A 19,402-nucleotide genomic window follows, 5' to 3' on the forward strand; every position below is an offset into this window, starting at 1 on the left:
CGACCAATGACGCATGAAGGCTGGCAGGTCTGGGACCTGGTCGGCCGTCTCGGCGGCCAACTGCGCGTCCTGCCCGGTGCGGTGATCGGCTGGGACATGTCGGCGGCGCTAGCGCTCGGTGACGCCCTCGGCGTGCCGCCGCTCGCCATGGCCGAACTGCTGCCCGTCATCGAAGCGGTGATGGTCGCCAAACTCAACGAACAGATGGAACGCCCCAATGGCTGAAAAACGCGTCAGCGTCCGCCTTGCGGCGGTCGGTGGTCGGCAGGTGCGCGCCGAACTGGAAGGCGTCGGCGAAGCCGGTGCGCGAGGTTTCGGACGGCTCAGCCGGGAGATGGAAGCGGCGAACACCCGGCTCGCGGCCTTTTCGCGGCGGGCGCGTGTGGCCGCCGCAGCGGCCGTGGCAGCTGCCGCCGCTGCTGGCGTGGCGATGATCCAATCGGGCCTCCAGACCGTCGATGCGCAGGCGAAGCTTGCGCAGTCGCTGGGAACCACCGTCGCCTCGATCCAGACGCTGGAGCGCGCGGGCGAGCTGGCGGGCGTGTCCATGTCCGGGATCGAGCAGGCCACCAAGGACCTGACCCGCCGTCTCAGCCAGGCGGCCGCCGGGAGCGGTCCCGCGGCCGACGCGCTCGACCGGCTGGGTCTTTCGGCCAACGACCTGATCGCGCTGCCGCTGGACCAGCGCGTCGGCGCGATCAACGCGGCGATCGAGAGCTTCGTGCCCGCCGCCGAACGCGCGGCCGTGGCGGGACAGCTTTTCGGCGAGGAAGGCTCCATCGCCATGTCGCGCATCGACACCGCGGCGCTGCGCCAGGCGACCGAGGACGTCCTCGCCTTCGGCGTCGTCGTTTCCGAACAGGACGCTGACCAGATCGAGCGCACGAACGACGCGATCTCGCGCCTCGGGCTGATCTGGCGCGGGCTGTCGAACCAGCTCGCCGTCGCCGCAGCCCCCGCGCTGGAAGCGGTCGCCAACGCCATGGCCGCCATCGCCAGCCGCACCGGCCCGCTTGGTATCGCCATTCGCGGTCTCTTCGACAATATCGGCCGCCTGACCACCTATGCCGTGACCTTCGCGACCTTCCTCGCGGGCCGCTGGGTCGCCGGGCTGGCCGCCGCCGCGCTGTCGGTCCGTGGGTTGGCCACCGCGCTCGTCGTGTTGCGCGGGGCGCTGATCCGCACCGGCATCGGCGCTCTGATCGTCGGCGTCGGGGAGCTGATCTATCAACTTTCCCAAATCGTCGCCCGCGTGGGCGGGGCCGGCGAAGCGTTCCGGCTGCTCTCCGATCTGGCCTCCGAGGTCTGGTCGCGCATCGGGCTCGCGCTCGACGCCGCGCTGGCCCGCATGGCGGCGGGATGGGAAGGGCTGAAGGCCGCCGCGCTCTCGGCGCTCGACGGCGCCGTCGCAGGCGTCGTGGGTTTCGGGGATCACACCGTCGCGACCTTCCAAGGGGCCTATGACGGCGCGGTGGCGATCTGGGGCAGCCTGCCGGGGGCTATCGGCGATTTCGCCTACCAGGCCGCGAACGGTCTGATCGGCGGGGTGGAGGCCATGCTGAACGGCGTCGTCACCCGCATCAACAGCTTCATCGAGACCCTGAACGCCGCGCTGGCCCTGCTGCCTGAATGGGCGACCGGCGAAGGCGGCGTGCGGATCGGCACGCTCGATGCGGTGGACCTGAGCCGGATCGACAATCCGTTCGAGGGGGCCGCGACGGCGGCGGGTACGGCGGCGGCCGATGCGTTCTCGGCGGCGCTTGCTCGGACCTATATCGCACCGCCCGATCTCGGTCTCGGCGCAATGGCGGATGATGCGCGCGCCCGCGCCGATGCCTATCGCGAGGCCGCGGGTATGTTGACCGATGCCGCGACCCGGCCGCTCGCCGCTTGGCAAGCGCTGAAGGATGCCGTGTCGGCTTCCGGCACGGAGTCCGAAACAGCGCTGACAGACGCCGCGACCTCCGCCAATGCACTCGCGGCCGGGCTCAACGACACCGCCGCCTCGGCAAACGGCGCCGGAGGTGCTGCCCGCGATGCCGGAACCGCCGCTGGCGAAGGGGCGGAGCATGGGCTGACCGGATGGCGGGCGGTGACGGCGGCGCTCTCGGATTATGCCAGCCGGGCCCGAGAGATCGGCGGCGATATCGGCCAGAGCCTCGTCAGCGCATTCCAATCGGCCGAGGACGCAGTCGGGGAGTTCGTGAAGACCGGCAAGCTTAACTTCCGCGATCTTGTGACCTCGCTTATCGCGGACCTCGCGAAACTGGCGGCGCGGCGCTTCATCCTCGGCCCCATCGCTAACGCGCTCTCGGGCGCGCTTGGCGGCGCGGGCGGGATCTTCGCCAATATCCTGCACGCGGGCGGCATCGTCGGATCGTCCGGCCCCTCGCGCATGGTCCCGGCCATGGCCTTCGCCGCCGCGCCCCGGATGCATTCAGGCGCTGCGGTCGGTCTTCGCCATGACGAAGTGCCTGCAATCCTGCAAAGGGGCGAACGGGTCCTCTCGCGCCGCGAGGCGCAGAGCTACGGCACGAGCGGCGGGGTCAACGTCACCATCATGGCCCGCGACGCCGAGAGTTTCAGGCAATCCCGGACGCAGGTCGCGGCGGACATCGCACGGGCGGTCTCGCTCGGGCGGAGGGGGATGTAAGCCATGGCGTTCCATGAGGTCCGGTTCCCGGACAACATTAGCCGAGGCGCGCGCGGTGGGCCCGAGCGGCGCACGCAAATCGTCGAGCTGGCCTCGGGCGACGAGGAACGCAATGCCAGCTGGGCCAACTCGCGCCGCCGTTACGACGTCGCCTACGGCATCCGACGCGCCGACGATCTGGCGGCGGTCGTGGCCTTCTTCGAGGCGAGGAACGGTCGCCTCCATGGCTTCCGGTTCAAGGACTGGGGCGATCACAAATCCTGCCTGCCCTCGGGCACGCCTTCGCCGACCGATCAGTCGATCGGCACCGGCAATGGCGCGACGACCGCCTTCCAGCTGGCGAAGCGCTACGCCTCGGGCAGCCAGACATGGGTGCGGACCATCGCCAAGCCGGTCGCAGGTTCGGTCGCGGTCGCCTTGAATAGCGCGCCCCAAGCGTCCGGCTGGTCCGTCGATACCACGACCGGCGTCATCACCTTCACCACCGCGCCGGGTTCTGGCGTCGCGGTCACCGCAGGCTTCGAGTTCGATGTCCCGGTCCGCTTCGACACCGACGCGCTCGACGTGACGCTCGACCTCGAGCGGCTTGGCTCGATCACCTCCATCCCGCTTCTGGAGATCCGACGATGAATGACGAAACCGGATTTCTGGCGGCGGCGCTGAAGGAACTGCTCGCCTCTACCGCCGTGATCCTCGCCGCCTGGGGCGCGCTCGGGGGCGCGACCAATGCGCTGACCACGAAGATGCGGCTGCGCGACGCGCTGCGCCACATCCTGCTCGGCGGTCTGATCGCGGCCGGGATGGGGAGCCTGTCGATGGCGATCATCACCCGCTGGCTCAGCCTGCCGCCCGAGGCGATCCCGGCCGGGGGCGCGGCCGGATCGGCCGCCTATCTGGTCGGCGTCTTCGGACCTGCCTTCATCGAGGTGCTGCTCGCCCGTCTGCGCCATGTCGGGAAAGGCGATGGCGATGCATGACCTTCTCCGTCTCGCGCGCTCCCTGCGCTGCGACCCGGCCGATCCCGGCCAGGCCTTCCGCCACCGCCTGGGCATCGGCATCGCCGTCGCCGCGCTGATCCTGATCCTCTCGCTTCTGGGGTAACTTCCATGCAGATGACTGACCGGGGCCTTCTGGCCCTCGTCCGGCACGAAGGCATCGTGCCCGGACCCTACCGTGATGTGAAACAGGTCTGGACCTTTGGCATTGGCCACACCGCCGCTGCCGGGGCACCCGATCCGGCCGCGATGCCGCGCGGCATGCCCGCCAATCTAGATGCAGGGATCCGCGAGGCTTTTGGGGTCTCCCGCGCCGACCTCGCGCGTTACGAGGCCGCCGTCCTGCGCGCCGTGAAGGTGCCGCTCAAGCCGCACGAGTTCGATGCGCTGGTTTCGTTTCACTACAATACAGGCGGCATCGCCAAGGCTGCGCTGACCCGGCACCTGAACGCGGGCGACCGGGTTGCAGCTGCAGCGGCTTTCATGGGCTGGCTCAAACCCGCCGCGATCCAAGCGCGGCGTGAGGCCGAGCGCGACCTCTTCGCCACGGGCCGCTATCCCGCCGGCACCATCCCGGTCTGGTCGGTCGACCGCAACGGCCGGGTCGATTTCTCGCGACCGATCCGGCGTCTGACCGAGAACGAGGCGCTGGCGCTACTTCGGCCGTCGACTGCGTCGGTGCCGACGCAATCCGTTGTCGCTCCGCCGTGGTGGCGGAGGCTGTTGGACCACTTCAAAGGAAAGGCAACATCATGAACTGGAACCTTGCGCGTGGGCTGATCTACCTTGCCTGTCTGGCGGCCTCTGGTCTGGCGATGGCCGGGCTGGCGGATTTCGATCTGGCGACCGGCACCTTCGACTTGAGGCCCTTCAACATCTACGCGCTGACCGGCGCTGGCGGCGGTGTCGTCTCGTCCGCGCTGGCCTCTCTGGCGTTGCTTCGCGGCTGGGGGCGGAAGTGAAATCCCTCTCGCCCGAGCTTCAGGCCCATCTCGACGAGGGCACGACGACGCTCGCCTGGTGCTGGCGGATCACCCGGGCCGATGGCGTCACCTTCGGCTTCACCGATCACGACCGCACGCTCAGCTTCGATGGCACGGACTTCGAACCCGAGAGCGGGCTGACGGCGTCCGAGGTGCGCTCGGGCTCGGACCTGTCGGTCGATGCGCAGGACGCGGAAGGCGTGCTGACCTCGGACCGCATCACCGAGACCGACATCCTCGATGGCCGCTGGGACAATGCCGAGGTCGAAGTCTGGCGGGTGAACTGGGCCGACACGTCGCAACGCGTGCTGATGCGGCGCGGCGCCATCGGCCAGATCCGGCGCGGGCGGCTGGCCTTCGTCGCCGAGGTGCGCTCGCTCGCCCATGTCCTCGGCCAGACGGTGGGGCGGACTTTCCAAGCGACCTGCGATGCCGCGCTCGGCGATGCGCGCTGCGGCGTCGATCTGGAGGACCCGGCCTTCAAGGGAACAGGCACCGTCATCGATCTCCTGCGCGACCGGGCTTTCACCGCGTCGGGGCTTGGTGGCTTCGGTTCCGGATGGTTCACCTTCGGCACGCTGGACTGGACCAGCGGCGCAAACGCGGGGCGGCGCACCGAGGTGCTGGGCCACGACGTGACGGACGGCATCGCATTGCTGACCCTGCTCGAAGCGCCGGTGCGGGCCATCAACGAGGGCGACGCCTTCACCATCCGTGCGGGTTGCGACAAGCGGATCGAGACCTGCGGGGCGAAGTTCGCCAATACCACCAGTTTCCGAGGCTTTCCGCATATCCCCGGCCAGGACGCCGTCCTGCGCTATGCGACGAAGGATGGTGGCCATGATGGGGGCGTGCTGTGAACACCGCCGATCCCGACAAAGTCATCGCGGCGGCACGGTCCTGGCTCGGGACGCCGTACCATGATCAGGCGAGCCTCAAGGGCGTCGGCTGTGATTGCCTCGGGCTCGCCCGCGGCGTCTGGCGCGATGTCGTCGGCCCCGAGCCGTTCCCGATCCCGCCCTACAGCCGGGACTGGGGCGAGACCGGCCCGCGCGAGGTGCTGGCCGAGGGCGCGCGCCGCATGATGCCGGAGATCGCCCCAGCCGATGCCGGTCCCGGCGCGCTGGTGCTGTTCCGGATGACGTCGCGCGCCATTGCCAAGCATGTCGGGATCCTCACCGGGCCCGGCTCCTTCCTCCACGCCTACGAGCGGCTCGGCGTGATTGAGGAACCGCTCACCCCATCCTGGCGGCGGCGCATCGCCTTCGCCTTCCTGTTCCCGCAACGCTGAGACCCCGACATGGCCACCCTCGTTCTCGGCGCGGCCGGCGCCGCCATTGGCGGGTCGATCGGCGGCGCGATCCTCGGCGTCAGCGCCGCGACCATCGGCGGCTTCATCGGCTCGACCATAGGCTCGGTCGTGGACAGCTGGATCATCTCGTCGCTGGCGCCGACGCAGCGCATCGAGGGCGCGCGGCTCGACACGCTGCGCATCACTTCGGCCACCGAAGGCGCGGTCATCCCGCGGCTCTATGGTCGGATGCGGATGGGCGGCAACATCATCTGGGCGACGGATTTCCGCGAGGAGACGAAGACCACCACGCAGGGCGGCGGCAAGGGTGGCGGGGGCGGCAAGGTCAAGACCACCGAGTATCTGTACTATGCAAGCTTTGCCGTGGCGCTGTGCGAAGGCTCCGAAGCCGGTCCCGCAGGGACCATTCTCTCCGGTGGAGAGAATGGAGGCGGAGCAGGCCCGGCAGGGCGGGGAATCACCGGGATCGGGCGTATCTGGGCCGACGGCAAGCCGATGGACCTCTCGGGCGTCACCTGGCGCTGGTATCCCGGCGACGAGGCGCAGGCGGCCGATCCGTTCATCGCCGCGAAGATGGGCGCGGCCAACACCCCGGCCTATCGCGGGACCGCCTATGTCGTCTTCGAGGAGCTGCCGCTTGCGACCTACGGCAACCGCCTGCCGCAGCTGTCGTTCGAGGTATTCCGGCCGCTCGCTGACCCGGACACCGCCGAGGGGTTGGTCAAGGCGGTGACGATGATCCCGGCCTCGGGCGAATTCAGCTATGCCACCGCGCCTGTCAAGAAGACCACCGGCGCTGGCGGCGCGACTGTGGCCGAGAACCTGAACGCGATCACCGACACCGCTGACATCGTCGTGGCCCTTGATCGGCTGCAGGCCATGGCCCCGGCTGTCGAAAGCGTCAGCCTCGTCGTGGCCTGGTTTGGCGATGATCTGCGCGCCGGAAACTGCAAGGTGCGGCCGGGCGTCGAGGTTGCGGCCAAGACCACGACACCGTCGGCATGGGTCGTGAACGGCGTCAGCCGTGCTGACGCGTTTCTGGTCAGCCGAGATGCCGAGGATCGTCCGGTCTACGGCGGCACCCCTTCGGATTTCGCGGTGGTGCAGGCGATCCAGGAGATGAAGGCACGCGGGTTGCGGGTGACCTTCTATCCCTTCCTGCTGCTGGACGTCCCACCCGGCAACATGAAGCCCAATCCCTACAGCGCCAATGCCGCGGCCTTGGGCCAGCCGACATTCCCCTGGCGGGGGCGGATCACCTGTTCCCCGGCTGCGGGTTTTGCAGGGTCGGTGGACAAGACCGCCCCCGCTGCCACGCAGGTGTCGGCACTGTTCGGCACGGCGACACCCGCGAACTTCAGCGTGTCAGGCACCAGTATCAACTGGACCGGGCCGGTCGGGGAATGGTCGTTGCGCCGGATGATCCTGCACTACGCGCATCTGTGCAAAGCGGCCGGGGGCGTCGATGCCTTCCTGATCGGTTCCGAAATGCCGGGGCTGACCACCATCCGCTCGGGCGCCAGCAGCTATCCGGCGGTGCAGGCCTATCGGGATCTGGCCACCGATGTCCGGTCCATCCTCGGGGGAGGCACCAAGCTCGGCTACGCCGCCGACTGGTCGGAATATTTCGGGCACCAGCCGAGCGATGGCAGCGGCGACGTGTTCTTCCACCTCGATCCGCTCTGGGCCGATCCGGAGATCGATTTCGTCGGGATCGACAACTACATGCCGCTGTCGGACTGGCGGGACGGGTTCGACCATCTCGACGCCGCCGATGGCTGGCCCGCGATCTACGATCGGGCGTATCTGCAGGCGAACATCGCGGGTGGCGAAGGCTTCGACTGGTTCTACGCCAGCGCCGCCGATCGGTCGGCTCAGGTGCGAACGCCGATCACCGATGGTGCAGCGGGAAAGCCTTGGGTCTTCCGTTACAAGGATCTGCGCGCCTGGTGGTCGAACCCGCATTTCAACCGCCCGGGCGGGGTCGAAAGCGGCACGCCGACGGCATGGGTGCCGCAGTCGAAACCGATATGGTTCACCGAGCTTGGCTGCCCGGCCATCGACCGCGGCACCAACCAGCCCAATGTCTTCTTCAACCCGAAATCGTCCGAGAGCTTCACGCCGCATTTCTCGCGCGGCTGGCGGGACGACGCGATCCAGCGCGCCTATCTGGAAGCCACCTGGCTCTGGTGGGGCGAAGCCGCGAACAACCCGCTGTCTTCGGTCTACGGCGGCCGGATGGTGCATGTCCCCGAATGCGCCGCCTGGACCTGGGACGCGCGGCCTTATCCGTTCTTTCCGGCGCTGACCGACGTCTGGACCGACGGCGCGAACTGGCGGCTCGGGCACTGGCTGACCGGGCGGCTTGGGGCGGTGTCGCTGGCGGCCCTCGTGCGCCACCTCTGCCTGCGCGCTGGGCTTGATGAGGCGTTGATCGACGTCTCTGGCCTCTGGGGCGCGGTCGAGGGCTATGTCATCGGCGCGCTGGAAAGCCCGCGCGCCTCGATTTCCACGCTGGCGCGGCATTTCGGCTTCGACGCGGCGGAGACCGAGGGCGTGATCCGCTTCGTGATGCGCGGCCGGGCCTCCGTCGCCATACTGGCCATCGACAATCTTGTCGCCAGCCGCGAGGGCGAGGCGCTGGAACTGACCCGCGGCCAGGAGACCGAACTGCCGCAAGCCCTGAAGTGGCAGGTCGCCCGCGCCGACGAGGACTACGACGCCGCCCTCGTCGAGGCGCGGCGCATCACGGTCGACACGACGCGCATCGCCTCCGAGAGCTTCCCGATGGCGATCCCGCCCGAGGAGGTCGAACGCCGCTGCCGCCGGGCGCTGATGGAGGCATGGATCGGTCGGGAAAGCGCCACCTTTCGCCTGCCGCCCTCGTGTCTCGCCCTTGATCCCGCCGACGTGATCCGGCTGGCGCATGACGGACGTGAGGTCGAATTCCGCCTCGTCTCGGTCGCCGATGCCGAGGCGCGCGGGATCGAGGCTGTCCGCCAGGACCGCGCCGCCTACGACCTGCCGCCCGGCGATCCCCGAGCGGCCTCTCTGACGCGAGCAGTAGTATTCGGCGCGCCGGAGGCGCTGCTGCTGGACCTGCCGCAGCTCTTCGAGAACCAGCCCGCGCATCGGCCGCTCATCGCCGCCCATGCCGTGCCATGGCCCGGCGAGATGGCGGTGTTCCGCAGCCCCTCGACCGACGGCTTCGAGCTGCTGGCCACGTTCGGCGCGCGCGCCCGGATCGGCACGCTGATCTCGGATTTCTACGCCGGGCCCACCTCGCGCTTCGACCTCGGCAACGCGCTGGTGGTCGACTTGCTGACCGGCACGCTGGAGAGCGTCACGGATCTGGCGCTGTTCGGCGGCGCCAACGCGCTCGCCATCGAGAGCGCACCGAGTGTCTGGGAGATCGTGCAGGCGGGCGTGGCCGAACTGCTGGCCCCCGGTCGCTATCGCCTGACCCGGCTCCTGCGCGGCCAGCGCGGGACCGAGGCCGCCATCGGCAACCCGGCGCCCGCCGGTGCCCGCGTCGTGGTGCTGGACGCCTCGTTGGCACCACTGCCGATCGCCGAGGCCGATCTCGGGCTCCCCTGGAACTGGCGCATCGGCCCGGCGAGCCGCCCGGTCAGCGACGAGACCTATGTGGCGCAGAGCTTCACGCCGACCGGGCGCGGCCTTGTGCCCTTTGCCCCGGTTCATGTCGAACAACCATGGCGCGCGGCGCGCAACCCGGGCGATCTGATCCTCCGCTGGACGCGGCGGTCGCGCGCGCTGGTGGCCGATGCCTGGGAACAGGTCGAGGTGCCGCTGGCTGAGGATTCTGAGAGCTACGACATCCAGATCATCGACGGGGCCTTGGTCAAGAGGACGCTCACCAGCATCACGACCTCCGTCCTCTACACCGCCGCCCAGCAGACCGCCGATTGGGGCACGCCGCTTGGCCCCGGTCAGACGCTGGCGATCCGCATCTACCAGCTCTCGAACCGCCTCGGCCGCGGCACGCCCGCGACTGTGACCCTCTTGTTCTGAAGGGACGACCCATGTCCGACACCACGACCCATCTGGGACTGCCGTATCTGCTGGCGGCTCAGGCGCAGAAGCATGTCACCCACAATGAGGCCCTGCGCCTCTTGGACGCCATGGTGCAGCTGTCGGTGCTCGACCGCACGCGCACCGCGCCGCCAGCGAGCCCCGCCGATGGGGACCGGCATCTGGTGGCCTCGGGAGCCACCGGCCTCTGGGCCGGTTGGGACCTGAACATCGCCTTCTGGATCGATGGCGCGTGGATCCGCCTCGTGCCGCGCCCCGGTTGGATCACTTGGATCGCGGCCGAGGGGCTGTTCCTCGTCTGGACCGGCGCGGCCTGGGAGGTGGTGGGCGAGCCCCGCGACGTGTCCGATGCGGTGTTCAGCCTGGTGAACGATGCGGATCCCACGAAGAAGGCCACCTTCTCGCTGGCAGGGATCAGCGCAGGGACCACCCGCAGCTTCACCCTGCCGAACACCTCCTCGGAGCTGGCGATCCTGGCGGGCACCCAGACCTTCACCGGCAACAAGACCTTCTCGGGCTCACTGACCGCCTCAGGCACGGTCACGGTCGCCGCCGCGACCGCAACCATCGGCACGGCGACGGGCACCGCGACCTATGGGCTGGGCACCGGCGCGACGACGACCGGGGTCACAAAGACCGTGAACATCGGAGTCGGCGGCGCGTCCGGATCGACCACCGTCGTCAACATCGGCTCGGCCACCGCCGGGGCCGGGGGCACGACCGTCATCAACACGCCGATGGTCACCTTCGCCAATGCCGTCACGCAGGTCGGCATGCCCCAGGCCAACCTGACTGCGCAGCTGCTCGGCCTCGGCGGGGCAACGGCAGACAGTTACAATCGGGTTTCGGTCAACACCCCAGCGCTCCTGTTCAACAACGCCGGGGCCGGGATCGAGGCCACGGTCAACAAAGCGGCGGCCGGGAACGATGCGGCCTTTGCCTTCAAGACGGGCTTTTCCGCCCGCGCGCTGATCGGCCTTCTCGGCAGTGACGACTTCAGCTTCAAGGTCAGCCCGGATGGCTCGACCTTCTTTGATGCGATCCGGATCGACCGCACCAGCGGCCAGGTGGAACTGCCGCAGCCCACGGTCCTGCCGGGACTGGCCGCCGCCCCGCCTCCGCCGCCCGCAGGCAAGGCCGCCATCTACGCCCGCAGCCGCGCCGGGGCGCCGTGGATCGACGTGATGCGTCCCTCCGGCCGCGACTTCCCGCTGCAACCCCACTTCGGGGTGAACCGCATCGCCAACTGGTCGCCCTCTACCGGCACCACGATCAACAGCGAAGGCCTGCCGATCACCTCGGTCGGCACCGTTTCCACGCCCGCACTGGCCGCAACGAACCTCGCCACCTCCATGCGACGCTGGCGACTGACCTCGGCGGCAGTCGTTGACTCAGTGGCGGATCAGCGCTCCGCAGGCTGGGCCTGCTGGCGCGGCAATGCGGCGGGGCTTGGCGGCTGGACCTTTGTCACGCGGCTGTCGCTGACGACCCTGCAGGCGACCGGGATGGGGTTCTTCGGTCTCTACGGATCCACGGCCGCGCTGGCGACGACGTTGACCTTGGCCGCCGTGGTGAACTGCATCGGCATCGGCTTCCAGCGCGGCACGCACACCCGATGGCAGCTGGTCGCGAACGATGGAACCGGGGCCCCGACGCAGACCGACATGGGGGCGAGCTTCGCCATCGCCACCGGCGGCGTGCTGACCCTCTACATCGCCGCCCCGCCGAATGGCAGCTCCGTCTGGGTGCGGGTCGTCGACGAGGTCTCCGGCGCAGTCTTCGAACAGGAGATCAGCGCCGATCTGCCCGCCGCAACCCAGTTCCTGTCGCCGCGGCTCTTCCTCAACACCGGCGCAACGGCCGCCGCCGTCGCCTATGACTGCGCCGGGGTCTATGTCGAGACGGACTTTTGATCTGCAGGCATGAACGCCAGCGTGTGTGAATGCCGGGCCGGGCGGCATCGCATCGGGAAGCGCCAGACGCCTCGACCGGAGCGACACGCCCGGCCCGGATCACAGGTTCACAGATTCAAAGAGCGGCAGGGATTCGCTGCGCCGGAATGGTGGCACGGCAATGCCACATCTGTCCCGTGCGGCGATGGGCACAATTGTGCACCCTGCACCTTCTAGGCTTCACCGATGCCAGCAGTGACAAGTTGTGAACTTGTCGCGCCAAGCAGCTCAGTCAATTGCAGCCGATTCAGCCCCAATACCCACGACCAGACCATTGGATTGCTGCTCGCTGCAGCGGCGGGGCAAGCAGCGCGAGCAGCACCCCGACAGCGTGCAGGGATCTCGGCCGGCGTAGTGCTGGCGCTGCTGACCGGCATCATCATCAAGTTCAAGATCTTCGACGGCGGCCGGGAGTCGCGCTCAGTCCCCGGCCGACGACTGGCGCCGGAGAGATCCCCGGCGCCGATTGCTCAACGGCTCATCCGCCGTAGACGATGCCATTCGGACGATCGCCGACCGGCACCGTGCTCACCACTTCCTGCCTCTCGACGTCGATGATCGACACGCTGTCATCGGCGATGTTGGTCACGAACACCAAGGCACCGTCCGCCGATGCCGAGACGCCATGTGCGCCGCCACCGGTGGTGAGGGTTTTCACCACCTGACCCGTCGCGGTGTCGATCACGGACACGGTGTCGTTCGGCTCCGCGTCGGTGCCCTGGTTGGCCACATAGACATAGGCTCCGTCCGGGGTCGCGAACATCTGGATCGGATTCGGCCCGACATCGATCCTGTCCGTCACCTCGCGGGTAGAGGTGTCGATGACCGCCACACGGTTTTCGTCCCGAAGCGAGACGTAGACCTGAGCGCCCGAAGGCGTGAAGCCGACCTGGACCGGCGCTGCGCCCACCGGAATGCGCGCAACCTCGGAGAGCGCCTGCGTGTCGATGACGGACACGGATCCGTCCTCGACATTGGCCACATAGAGCTCGGTTTCATCCGGGCTAAGCCGCAGGCCGTGCGGATAGTCGCCCGTCGCAATGCGCCCGATGACCTCGGCCTTTTCGAGATCAACCACCGCGATCTCGTCGCCGCCCGACAGCGCGACAAACGCGCGCCCCAGCCGGTCCGCAACAACATGCGCCGGGTGGGAGCCCACGGCGACGGTCGCCTTGGGCGCGGCGATGTTCTGCGGATCGAAAATGACCAGCAGACCCTCGGCCGCGCCTTCCGCGCCATGCCCGTGCCCGTCCGCGCCATGATCTCCGCCGGCAGCAGGCTCGCCAACCGCCAACAGCAGCTTGCCATCGGGGGTCAGATCGACGTTGTGAGGAGCGACCGGGATCGAGACGGTGTCGACCGCTCCGGTGCCGAGGTCGATGGCGCTGATCGAGTTGCCGCCTTCATTGGCGGAATAGACGGTTCCACCTGTCTGACCCAAGGGTGCCGACGCCTCGCCGGCATTCGCCGTCAGCCAGGCCTGCATTTCGGCGATCTCGCGCTCCTGCGCCGCGATGATCTGGGCGGCCCATTCTTTCGTTTGCGGATCGTCCCCATATTGCTGGACGATCCTGGCCATGTCGATCGCACCCAGATGATGCGGGATCATGCCCCGGACGAAGGCGACATCCGGATCGTCGGCCATGACGCCGTCCATCATCGGTCCGTGCATCGCATCCATGGCCTCGATATTGGCCCGAGTGAAGTCGGGAAGGCTTTCATTCGCCGGAGCCGCCTCGGCGTGCGGCGTGGCCATCATCCCGCCCTGCATCATCTGCTGCATCGCGCCCATGCATTCAGGAGTCATGGCCTGCATAATGGCCCGGCACTGCTCGGGCATCATCCCTTGCATGCCGGTCATGCCCTGCATGTGGGGCATGTGGCCTGTGGGAGGCGTCGGCGCGGGCACCTGCTCCGCCTGTGCGGGCGGGGTTGCCGGGTGGTGGGTGTCATGCTCGGCCTGAGCGAAGGCAGCGCCCGCCAGGCCGGAGAGGATGCTGGCGCAAAGGGCGATTACGGTTCGATTCATTGATTTCATCCTTTGGTTCCGAGAGCCCCGGCCCGGATTCGCGGACGCGGTTCTCCGTTCTGTTCGTCGGTTTCTCGGGTTGGCGCGGGGCGGCCGGAGACATCTCGGGATCTCCCGACAATTCCCGGCGCTCACGCCGCGATCAGACGGGGCGGCTTCAGGATTCCTGCGGGGGATCGCCCGCAGAAGTTACGGCGCAGACAGAGAAAAACCTCACTACTTGCGGATACGCCCAACGCCGGCGGCTCGACGGGAACGGCGGCGATCAGACAGGCTTGGCAGCAGTCCACCAGACTGACGCCGCTGTCAGCACTGACGCAGCCAGCAGTTGAACCAGCGCCATGGTCAACCAGCATGTGATGCTGGGTGCAGTGGCCTGCCGTGGCGGCGCTCTGTTGCTGGTGGATGGCGTGTCCGGCTGGGCCGGCATGTGCCGGCGCCTGCAGAACCAGGGCGCCGATGGCAAGCAGCAGGATGCAGACTGCAACCTGGCGCAATCGGCCATACCCCGCCCGAAAAGCAACTCGTGCACGCTCGCTCATGCGCCACCTGCCTTCTCGGTGCCCCGCGAGACCGATGCGTTGCCGCGTTCCCGCCGCGCGCCACCAGCCGTGACGAGACCGCTCCGCTGACGGAGGCAAGTCGCCTCGGCCAGGTGCTGCTTTCGATCATGCGCAAGCTGGGCGGTCATGTCGGGCCTGCCTGTGTCAGATTTCCCGTGAACCGAGGAAGCGCCCGAAGCTGCGGGTGGTCTGGCCGAACAGGAACGCTTCGTAGGGTTCGGGATCCACGCCCGGAAAATCCATGCCAGGCGAACCGGCGGGCATGCCGGGAACGGCCAGCCCTGTCGCCTCGGGCCGCTCGGACAGAAGGCGGCGGATTGCTTCGGCGGGGACATGGCCCTCGACCACATAGCCGCCCACCTCGGCGGTGTGGCACGATGCCAGATCGGCCGGCACGCCGAGGCGTTGCTTGAGGCTGTCCATGTCGGCGGACTCCACCACCCGCACAGGGAACCCCGCCGCCTCGATATGCGCGACCCAGCCGTCACAGCAGCCGCAGGACGGATCCTTGCTGACGCTCACCAGCGGCAGCGCTTCGGCATGTCCCCGCCCCGGCATCGACATCAGCAAGGGCAGCACTCCGACAGCGGCCAGAATGGTGCGCCGGCTAATGTTGTGATCGTTTCTCATCGTCAAACCTCGTTTCATGGATTGCATTGTCTCGCCGTCACGGTCGGGGCGCGACGCACGAAGGGGTGAGCAGGTACGCATCTGCCGCGGCACGACGTCGGCATGTGCGTGCGCGGGTTCGGCTGTTGATGCCGCACGGCGATCACAGCTTCACCCTCCGCAGCCGGGCGGCATTGGCGATCACGCTGACCGAGGACAGCGCCATGGCGGCAGCGGCGATGATCGGCGACAGCAGGATGCCTAAGAACGGATAGAGCACCCCCGCCGCGACCGGCACGCCAAGCGCGTTGTAGATGAAGGCGAAGAACAGGTTCTGGCGAATGTTGCCCATGACCGCTTCCGACAGCCGGCGGGCGCGGACGATACCGTTGAGATCGCCCTTGAGCAGGGTGACGCCAGCGCTTTCCATCGCCACATCGGTGCCGGTGCCCATGGCGATGCCGACATCGGCGGCAGCCAGCGCCGGCGCGTCGTTGACGCCGTCGCCGGCCATCGCCACCACCTCGCCCGCCGCCTTGTGCCGCGCGACGACCGCGCTTTTCTGATCGGGGAGAACCTCGGCTTCGATTTCGTCGATGCCGAGCCGGCGGGCGACGGCCTTCGCCGTCGTCCAGTTGTCCCCCGTCAGCATGACCACACGGATGCCTTGCGCCTTGAGCGCGGCCAGCGCCTCGGGCGTCGAGGGCTTGACTGGATCGGCGATGGCAAAGATTGCCGCGACGCGACCATCGACGCCCATGAAGATCGCGGTCGCCCCGTCCTCGCGCAGCCGGTCGGCCTCATCGGCCAGCGGCGCGACATCGACCCCATGTTCGGCGAGGAATTTTGCGTTGCCAAGCGCGATGCGCTTGCCCTCGACCGTGCCATAGGCGCCCTTGCCGGTGGGCGAATCGAAATCCGCGACCGGCGCGGCCGCGATCCCGCGTTCGTCCGCCGCGCGAACGATGGCAAGCGCGAGGGGATGCTCGCTCGCGCGTTCGACGCTGGCGGCAAGGCGCAGCGCCTCACCTTCGGTAAAGCCCGCCGCCGGCACGATGGCGGTGACGGCGGGCCGGCCCTCGGTCAAGGTTCCGGTCTTGTCGACGATGATGGTGTTGACCTTCTCCATGTGCTCCAGCGCCTCGGCGTTCTTGATCAGCACCCCCGCCTGCGCGCCGCGCCCGACGCCCACCATGATCGACATCGGCGTCGCCAGCCCCAGCGCGCAGGGGCAGGCAATGATCAGGACCGAGACCGCCGCGATGAGACCGAAGGAGAAGCGCGGCTCCGGCCCCCAGATCGACCAGGCGACGAAGGCGAGGATGGCGACCAGGATCACCGCCGGCACGAACCAGCCGGAGACCTGATCGGCGAGGCGCTGGATCGGTGCGCGGCTTCGCTGCGCCTCGGCGACGAGCTGGACGATCTGCGACAGCATGGTGTCGCGGCCGACCTTCTTCGCCTCGATCACCAGCGCGCCCGACTGGTTCATGGTGCCGCCGATGACCTTGGCGCCGACCTCCTTGGTCACCGGCATCGACTCGCCCGTCACCATCGATTCATCGACGGCGCTGCGGCCCTCCAGCACCTCGCCATCGACGGGCACTTTCTCGCCGGGACGCACCCGCAGGCGGTCGCCGACCTGCACACTGTCGAGCTGAACTTCCTCCTCGGTGCCGTCGTCACGAATGATCCGGGCGGTCTTGGGGGCAAGGTCCAGGAGCGCGCGGATCGCGCCGCTGGTGCTCTCGCGCGCGCGCAGTTCCAGCACCTGCCCGAGCAGGACTAGGACGGTGATGACCGCCGCCGCCTCGAAATAGACCGCGACCGAGCCGTCGTGCTCTCGGAAGGCGTCGGGAAAGATGCCGGGCGCCAGCGTGGCGACGACGCTGTAGATCCACGCCGCCCCGGTGCCCATGGCGATCAGGGTGAACATGTTGAGGCTGCGGTTGACCAGCGACTGCCAGCCGCGCTGGAAGAACGGCCAACCAGCCCATAGCACGACCGGCGTTGCGAGGATCAGTTGCAACCAGTTCGAGGTCAGTTGGCCGATATAGTGAGTCAGGCCAAGAAAATGGCCGCCCATTTCGAGGATCACCACTGGAATCGTCAGCGCCAGCCCGATCCAGAACCGGCGCGTCATGTCGATCAGTTCCTCATTGGGTCCGGCCTCCAGGCTGACCAGCACCGGCTCCAGCGCCATGCCGCAGATCGGGCATGACCCCGGTCCGACCTGGCGGATCTCGGGGTGCATCGGGCAGGTGTAGATCGTCCCCTCCGGAACCGGCTCGGCCTTCTCGGTCGCCGGTTCCGGATCCAGATAGCGGTCCGGGTCTGCCAAGAACTTCGTTCGGCATCCGGCCGAGCAGAAGTAATAGGGCCGGCCGCCATGCTCGGCCTTGTGCGCGGTCGTGTGGGGATCGACCATCATGCCGCAGACCGGGTCCTTGACCTTGTGGGCTGTGTCCGGCGCGGCGGCCGCATGGTCTTGCGCGTGATCGTGCACATGCCCGTGGGTCGAACGAGCGTGCGCATGTTTCTGGTGATCGTGTTCGGTCTTGCTGGTCATTTCCACGCCTCCTCGGCGTTTCATCCTGAGCTTGCGTTTCACCTGTTCTGCGCTTTCCAACCGCTGGAAGGTCAAGAGGCGATCGGGAAGCTTGAAATATTGCCCGTTGCAGGTTCTCCGCCGAGGGGCGCTGACATGCGGCGCCCTCGGCCTTGCGCGGTCATGTGCTGACCGCGAACTCGGTCATCATGCCGCTGGCCAGATGCGGCATGTGGTGGCAGTGCAGCATCCAGCGTGCCGCCTCGCCTGCGTCGAGCGCGATATCGACCATCGACATCGGCGGCACATAAACGGTGTCGCGCCGGGCACCCGCGACGCGCCGTCCGTTCAGGCCGACGACCTGGAACACATGGCCGTGCAGGTGCATCGGGTGCCCCATCATCGACATGTTGTGGAAGGACAGCACCACCCGCTCGCCCGACTTCGCAGTGACCCGCCTGTGCTCACCCCAGGTGGCGCCGTTGATCGTCCAGACATAGGGCTGCATCTGGCCATCCAGCATCAGTATCTGGCTGCGATCGACCGGACGCTCGGTCAGCGGATCGGCAGCCATCAGCCGCGACTCCTGTGCCAGATCGGTGTCAAAGGCGGGGGTATCGGTGTCGGCGAGGCTCTCGACGCGCCGAACTGCGGCCCCCGGCGTAGCGAGGATCAGGCCGGTGCGTTCGCGTGCGCCTTCCCTCAGCGCCAGAATCGGCCAGGCGCCGCCTTCGGCTGGCAAGTCGATGTCGAGGTCCAGGCGCTGCCCCATGGCAAGACCGAAGCGATTGCCCGCGACGGGCTGCACCGGATGCCCGTCCACGGCGATCAGCCGCGCCCGGGCGGCGCCGGTGTCGATCCAGAACACCGTCGCGGCGGCGGCGTTGATGACGCGCAGCCGTACCCTCCCGCCGCGCTCCACCGCCACCACCTCCGGGTCGGCAAGCGTGCGGTCATTGGCGAGATAGGCGTCCCAGTCGTAATCGTTCAGGTCCATGGCCATGCCGCCTATCGCCATGCCGCCCATGGAGCCGTGGTCCATCCGCTGCATCGCGCCCATGCCCATCATGCCGGACCCCATGGCCTGCATCCCGTCGCCGTGCCCCCCGTGGCTGCCGCCACCGCCGGCGCCGATCTCCACCAGCACCTCCTCGGGGGTCTTGAACGAGAAATCGTGCAGGAACAGCACGACCTCCTGCCGGTCGGCGGTCAGATCCTCGGGAGCGCGCACGATCAGTGGAGCGGCCAGCAGTTGCATTTCCTGCAGCGGAACATGACTGTGCATCCAGAAGGTGCCGGGCAGCGGGGCGAAATCGAAGGACCGCGTCTCACCCGGCGCGATGAGCGGCAGCGGCATGTCGGGCACGCCATCCTGGGCATTGGGCGGGATCTGCCCGTGCCAATGGATTATGGTCGGGACGTCGAGATCATTCTTCAGATCGACCCGGAACCGCTGGCCGGGATCGAGGGTCAGCCCCTGACCGCCGGGGCCGGCAAGGCCGAAGACCGTGGCCGCCCGCCCGCCGATGTCGAGCGTCCTGCGGGTTGCGGTCAAGGCGAGTGGGGCCGCCTCGGCATAGGCGGCACGGGGAAGATGGGCGGCTGCCAGCACGGCAGCACCTGCGGCCAGAAAGCCGCGACGGGTAAGATTGTTCATGTTCGTCTCCTCGGGACTGCCGTCCCGCATGTCAGGTCCGATGGGCCG

General features: G+C 68.3%; 16 protein-coding genes. 11 read left to right on the forward strand and 5 right to left on the reverse strand.

What is annotated here, in order from left to right; genetic code table 11:
* The first annotated feature begins 6 nt into the window (after window positions 1-6).
* The 11 genes from SL003B_RS19090 to SL003B_RS19135 are packed head-to-tail and all read left to right on the forward strand — an operon-like array spanning window position 7 to window position 11,909.
* A complete protein-coding gene (locus SL003B_RS19090) occupies window positions 7-225 on the forward strand; it encodes a DUF7697 family protein (RefSeq protein ID WP_013654514.1) in 219 nt (72 codons plus the stop codon).
* Window positions 218-2,653, forward strand: a complete 2,436-nt coding sequence (locus SL003B_RS19095) for a phage tail tape measure C-terminal domain-containing protein (RefSeq protein WP_013654515.1) — start codon at window positions 218-220, stop codon at window positions 2,651-2,653. The genes SL003B_RS19090 and SL003B_RS19095 overlap by 8 nt, the downstream gene beginning before the upstream one ends.
* 3 nt (window positions 2,654-2,656) lie before the next feature.
* A complete protein-coding gene (locus SL003B_RS19100; RefSeq protein WP_013654516.1) occupies window positions 2,657-3,283 on the forward strand; it encodes a DUF2460 domain-containing protein in 627 nt (208 codons plus the stop codon).
* Entirely contained in the window at window positions 3,280-3,630 is a 351-nt protein-coding gene (locus SL003B_RS19105) for a hypothetical protein (protein WP_013654517.1), read from the forward strand. Before SL003B_RS19100 ends, SL003B_RS19105 begins: the two co-directional genes overlap by 4 nt.
* A complete protein-coding gene (locus SL003B_RS24030; protein ID WP_263740042.1) occupies window positions 3,623-3,754 on the forward strand; it encodes a hypothetical protein in 132 nt (43 codons plus the stop codon). The genes SL003B_RS19105 and SL003B_RS24030 overlap by 8 nt, the downstream gene beginning before the upstream one ends.
* A gap of 5 nt (window positions 3,755-3,759) precedes the next feature.
* Window positions 3,760-4,404, forward strand: a complete 645-nt coding sequence (locus SL003B_RS19110; RefSeq protein ID WP_013654518.1) for a lysozyme — start codon at window positions 3,760-3,762, stop codon at window positions 4,402-4,404.
* Window positions 4,401-4,610 carry a hypothetical protein gene (locus SL003B_RS19115; RefSeq protein WP_041375644.1) on the forward strand — a complete coding sequence of 70 codons (210 nt, stop codon included), beginning with the start codon at window positions 4,401-4,403 and terminating at the stop codon, window positions 4,608-4,610. The genes SL003B_RS19110 and SL003B_RS19115 overlap by 4 nt, the downstream gene beginning before the upstream one ends.
* Window positions 4,607-5,491: a DUF2163 domain-containing protein gene (locus tag SL003B_RS19120; RefSeq protein ID WP_013654519.1), complete on the forward strand. Its 885-nt coding sequence runs from the start codon at window positions 4,607-4,609 to the stop codon at window positions 5,489-5,491. Before SL003B_RS19115 ends, SL003B_RS19120 begins: the two co-directional genes overlap by 4 nt.
* Window positions 5,488-5,922 carry an NlpC/P60 family protein gene (locus tag SL003B_RS19125; protein WP_013654520.1) on the forward strand — a complete coding sequence of 145 codons (435 nt, stop codon included), beginning with the start codon at window positions 5,488-5,490 and terminating at the stop codon, window positions 5,920-5,922. Before SL003B_RS19120 ends, SL003B_RS19125 begins: the two co-directional genes overlap by 4 nt.
* A gap of 9 nt (window positions 5,923-5,931) precedes the next feature.
* Window positions 5,932-9,975: a baseplate multidomain protein megatron gene (locus tag SL003B_RS19130; protein ID WP_013654521.1), complete on the forward strand. Its 4,044-nt coding sequence runs from the start codon at window positions 5,932-5,934 to the stop codon at window positions 9,973-9,975.
* A gap of 11 nt (window positions 9,976-9,986) precedes the next feature.
* A complete protein-coding gene (locus SL003B_RS19135) occupies window positions 9,987-11,909 on the forward strand; it encodes a DUF2793 domain-containing protein (RefSeq protein WP_013654522.1) in 1,923 nt (640 codons plus the stop codon).
* A 517-nt stretch (window positions 11,910-12,426) separates the two neighbouring features.
* On the opposite strand, the gene copM is transcribed toward SL003B_RS19135, so the two are convergent.
* The 5 genes from copM to SL003B_RS19155 all read right to left on the reverse strand — a co-directional run bounded on the left by copM (window position 12,427) and on the right by SL003B_RS19155 (window position 19,354).
* Complete coding sequence (gene copM / locus SL003B_RS19140; RefSeq protein WP_148259347.1) at window positions 12,427-13,977, reverse strand: CopM family metallochaperone; 1,551 nt, start codon at window positions 13,975-13,977, stop codon at window positions 12,427-12,429.
* Window positions 13,978-14,108: 131 nt separating this feature from the next.
* The gene (locus SL003B_RS23435; RefSeq protein ID WP_141658977.1) at window positions 14,109-14,519 is read right to left on the reverse strand and encodes a hypothetical protein; all 411 of its coding nucleotides are present in this window, start codon (window positions 14,517-14,519) and stop codon (window positions 14,109-14,111) included.
* Window positions 14,520-14,684: 165 nt separating this feature from the next.
* Window positions 14,685-15,197, reverse strand: a complete 513-nt coding sequence (locus SL003B_RS19145) for a DUF411 domain-containing protein (protein ID WP_242390280.1) — start codon at window positions 15,195-15,197, stop codon at window positions 14,685-14,687.
* Window positions 15,198-15,312: 115 nt separating this feature from the next.
* Window positions 15,313-17,718, reverse strand: a complete 2,406-nt coding sequence (locus tag SL003B_RS19150; RefSeq protein WP_021099112.1) for a heavy metal translocating P-type ATPase — start codon at window positions 17,716-17,718, stop codon at window positions 15,313-15,315.
* Between the two features lie 160 nt (window positions 17,719-17,878).
* Window positions 17,879-19,354 (reverse strand): multicopper oxidase family protein, encoded by a 1,476-nt coding sequence (locus SL003B_RS19155; RefSeq protein WP_013654526.1) that lies wholly within the window; start codon window positions 19,352-19,354, stop codon window positions 17,879-17,881.
* Window positions 19,355-19,402: the final 48 nt, after the last annotated feature.

This window comes from Polymorphum gilvum SL003B-26A1 (assembly GCF_000192745.1).
Classification (GTDB): domain Bacteria; phylum Pseudomonadota; class Alphaproteobacteria; order Rhizobiales; family Stappiaceae; genus Polymorphum; species Polymorphum gilvum.

What these genes read in the sequence shown, in the direction of transcription:
- SL003B_RS19150 (WP_021099112.1), bottom strand. Translation starts at nt 17,718, where the DNA reads ATGACCAGCAAGACCGAACACGATCACCAGAAACATGCGCACGCTCGT.
- SL003B_RS19115 (WP_041375644.1), top strand. Translation starts at nt 4,401, where the DNA reads ATGAACTGGAACCTTGCGCGTGGGCTGATCTACCTTGCCTGTCTGGCG.
- SL003B_RS19105 (WP_013654517.1), top strand. Translation starts at nt 3,280, where the DNA reads ATGAATGACGAAACCGGATTTCTGGCGGCGGCGCTGAAGGAACTGCTC.
- SL003B_RS19130 (WP_013654521.1), top strand. Translation starts at nt 5,932, where the DNA reads ATGGCCACCCTCGTTCTCGGCGCGGCCGGCGCCGCCATTGGCGGGTCG.
- SL003B_RS19135 (WP_013654522.1), top strand. Translation starts at nt 9,987, where the DNA reads ATGTCCGACACCACGACCCATCTGGGACTGCCGTATCTGCTGGCGGCT.
- SL003B_RS19090 (WP_013654514.1), top strand. Translation starts at nt 7, where the DNA reads ATGACGCATGAAGGCTGGCAGGTCTGGGACCTGGTCGGCCGTCTCGGC.
- SL003B_RS19155 (WP_013654526.1), bottom strand. Translation starts at nt 19,354, where the DNA reads ATGAACAATCTTACCCGTCGCGGCTTTCTGGCCGCAGGTGCTGCCGTG.
- SL003B_RS24030 (WP_263740042.1), top strand. Translation starts at nt 3,623, where the DNA reads ATGCATGACCTTCTCCGTCTCGCGCGCTCCCTGCGCTGCGACCCGGCC.
- copM (WP_148259347.1), bottom strand. Translation starts at nt 13,977, where the DNA reads ATGAATCGAACCGTAATCGCCCTTTGCGCCAGCATCCTCTCCGGCCTG.
- SL003B_RS23435 (WP_141658977.1), bottom strand. Translation starts at nt 14,519, where the DNA reads ATGAGCGAGCGTGCACGAGTTGCTTTTCGGGCGGGGTATGGCCGATTG.
- SL003B_RS19095 (WP_013654515.1), top strand. Translation starts at nt 218, where the DNA reads ATGGCTGAAAAACGCGTCAGCGTCCGCCTTGCGGCGGTCGGTGGTCGG.
- SL003B_RS19100 (WP_013654516.1), top strand. Translation starts at nt 2,657, where the DNA reads ATGGCGTTCCATGAGGTCCGGTTCCCGGACAACATTAGCCGAGGCGCG.
- SL003B_RS19110 (WP_013654518.1), top strand. Translation starts at nt 3,760, where the DNA reads ATGCAGATGACTGACCGGGGCCTTCTGGCCCTCGTCCGGCACGAAGGC.
- SL003B_RS19145 (WP_242390280.1), bottom strand. Translation starts at nt 15,197, where the DNA reads ATGCAATCCATGAAACGAGGTTTGACGATGAGAAACGATCACAACATT.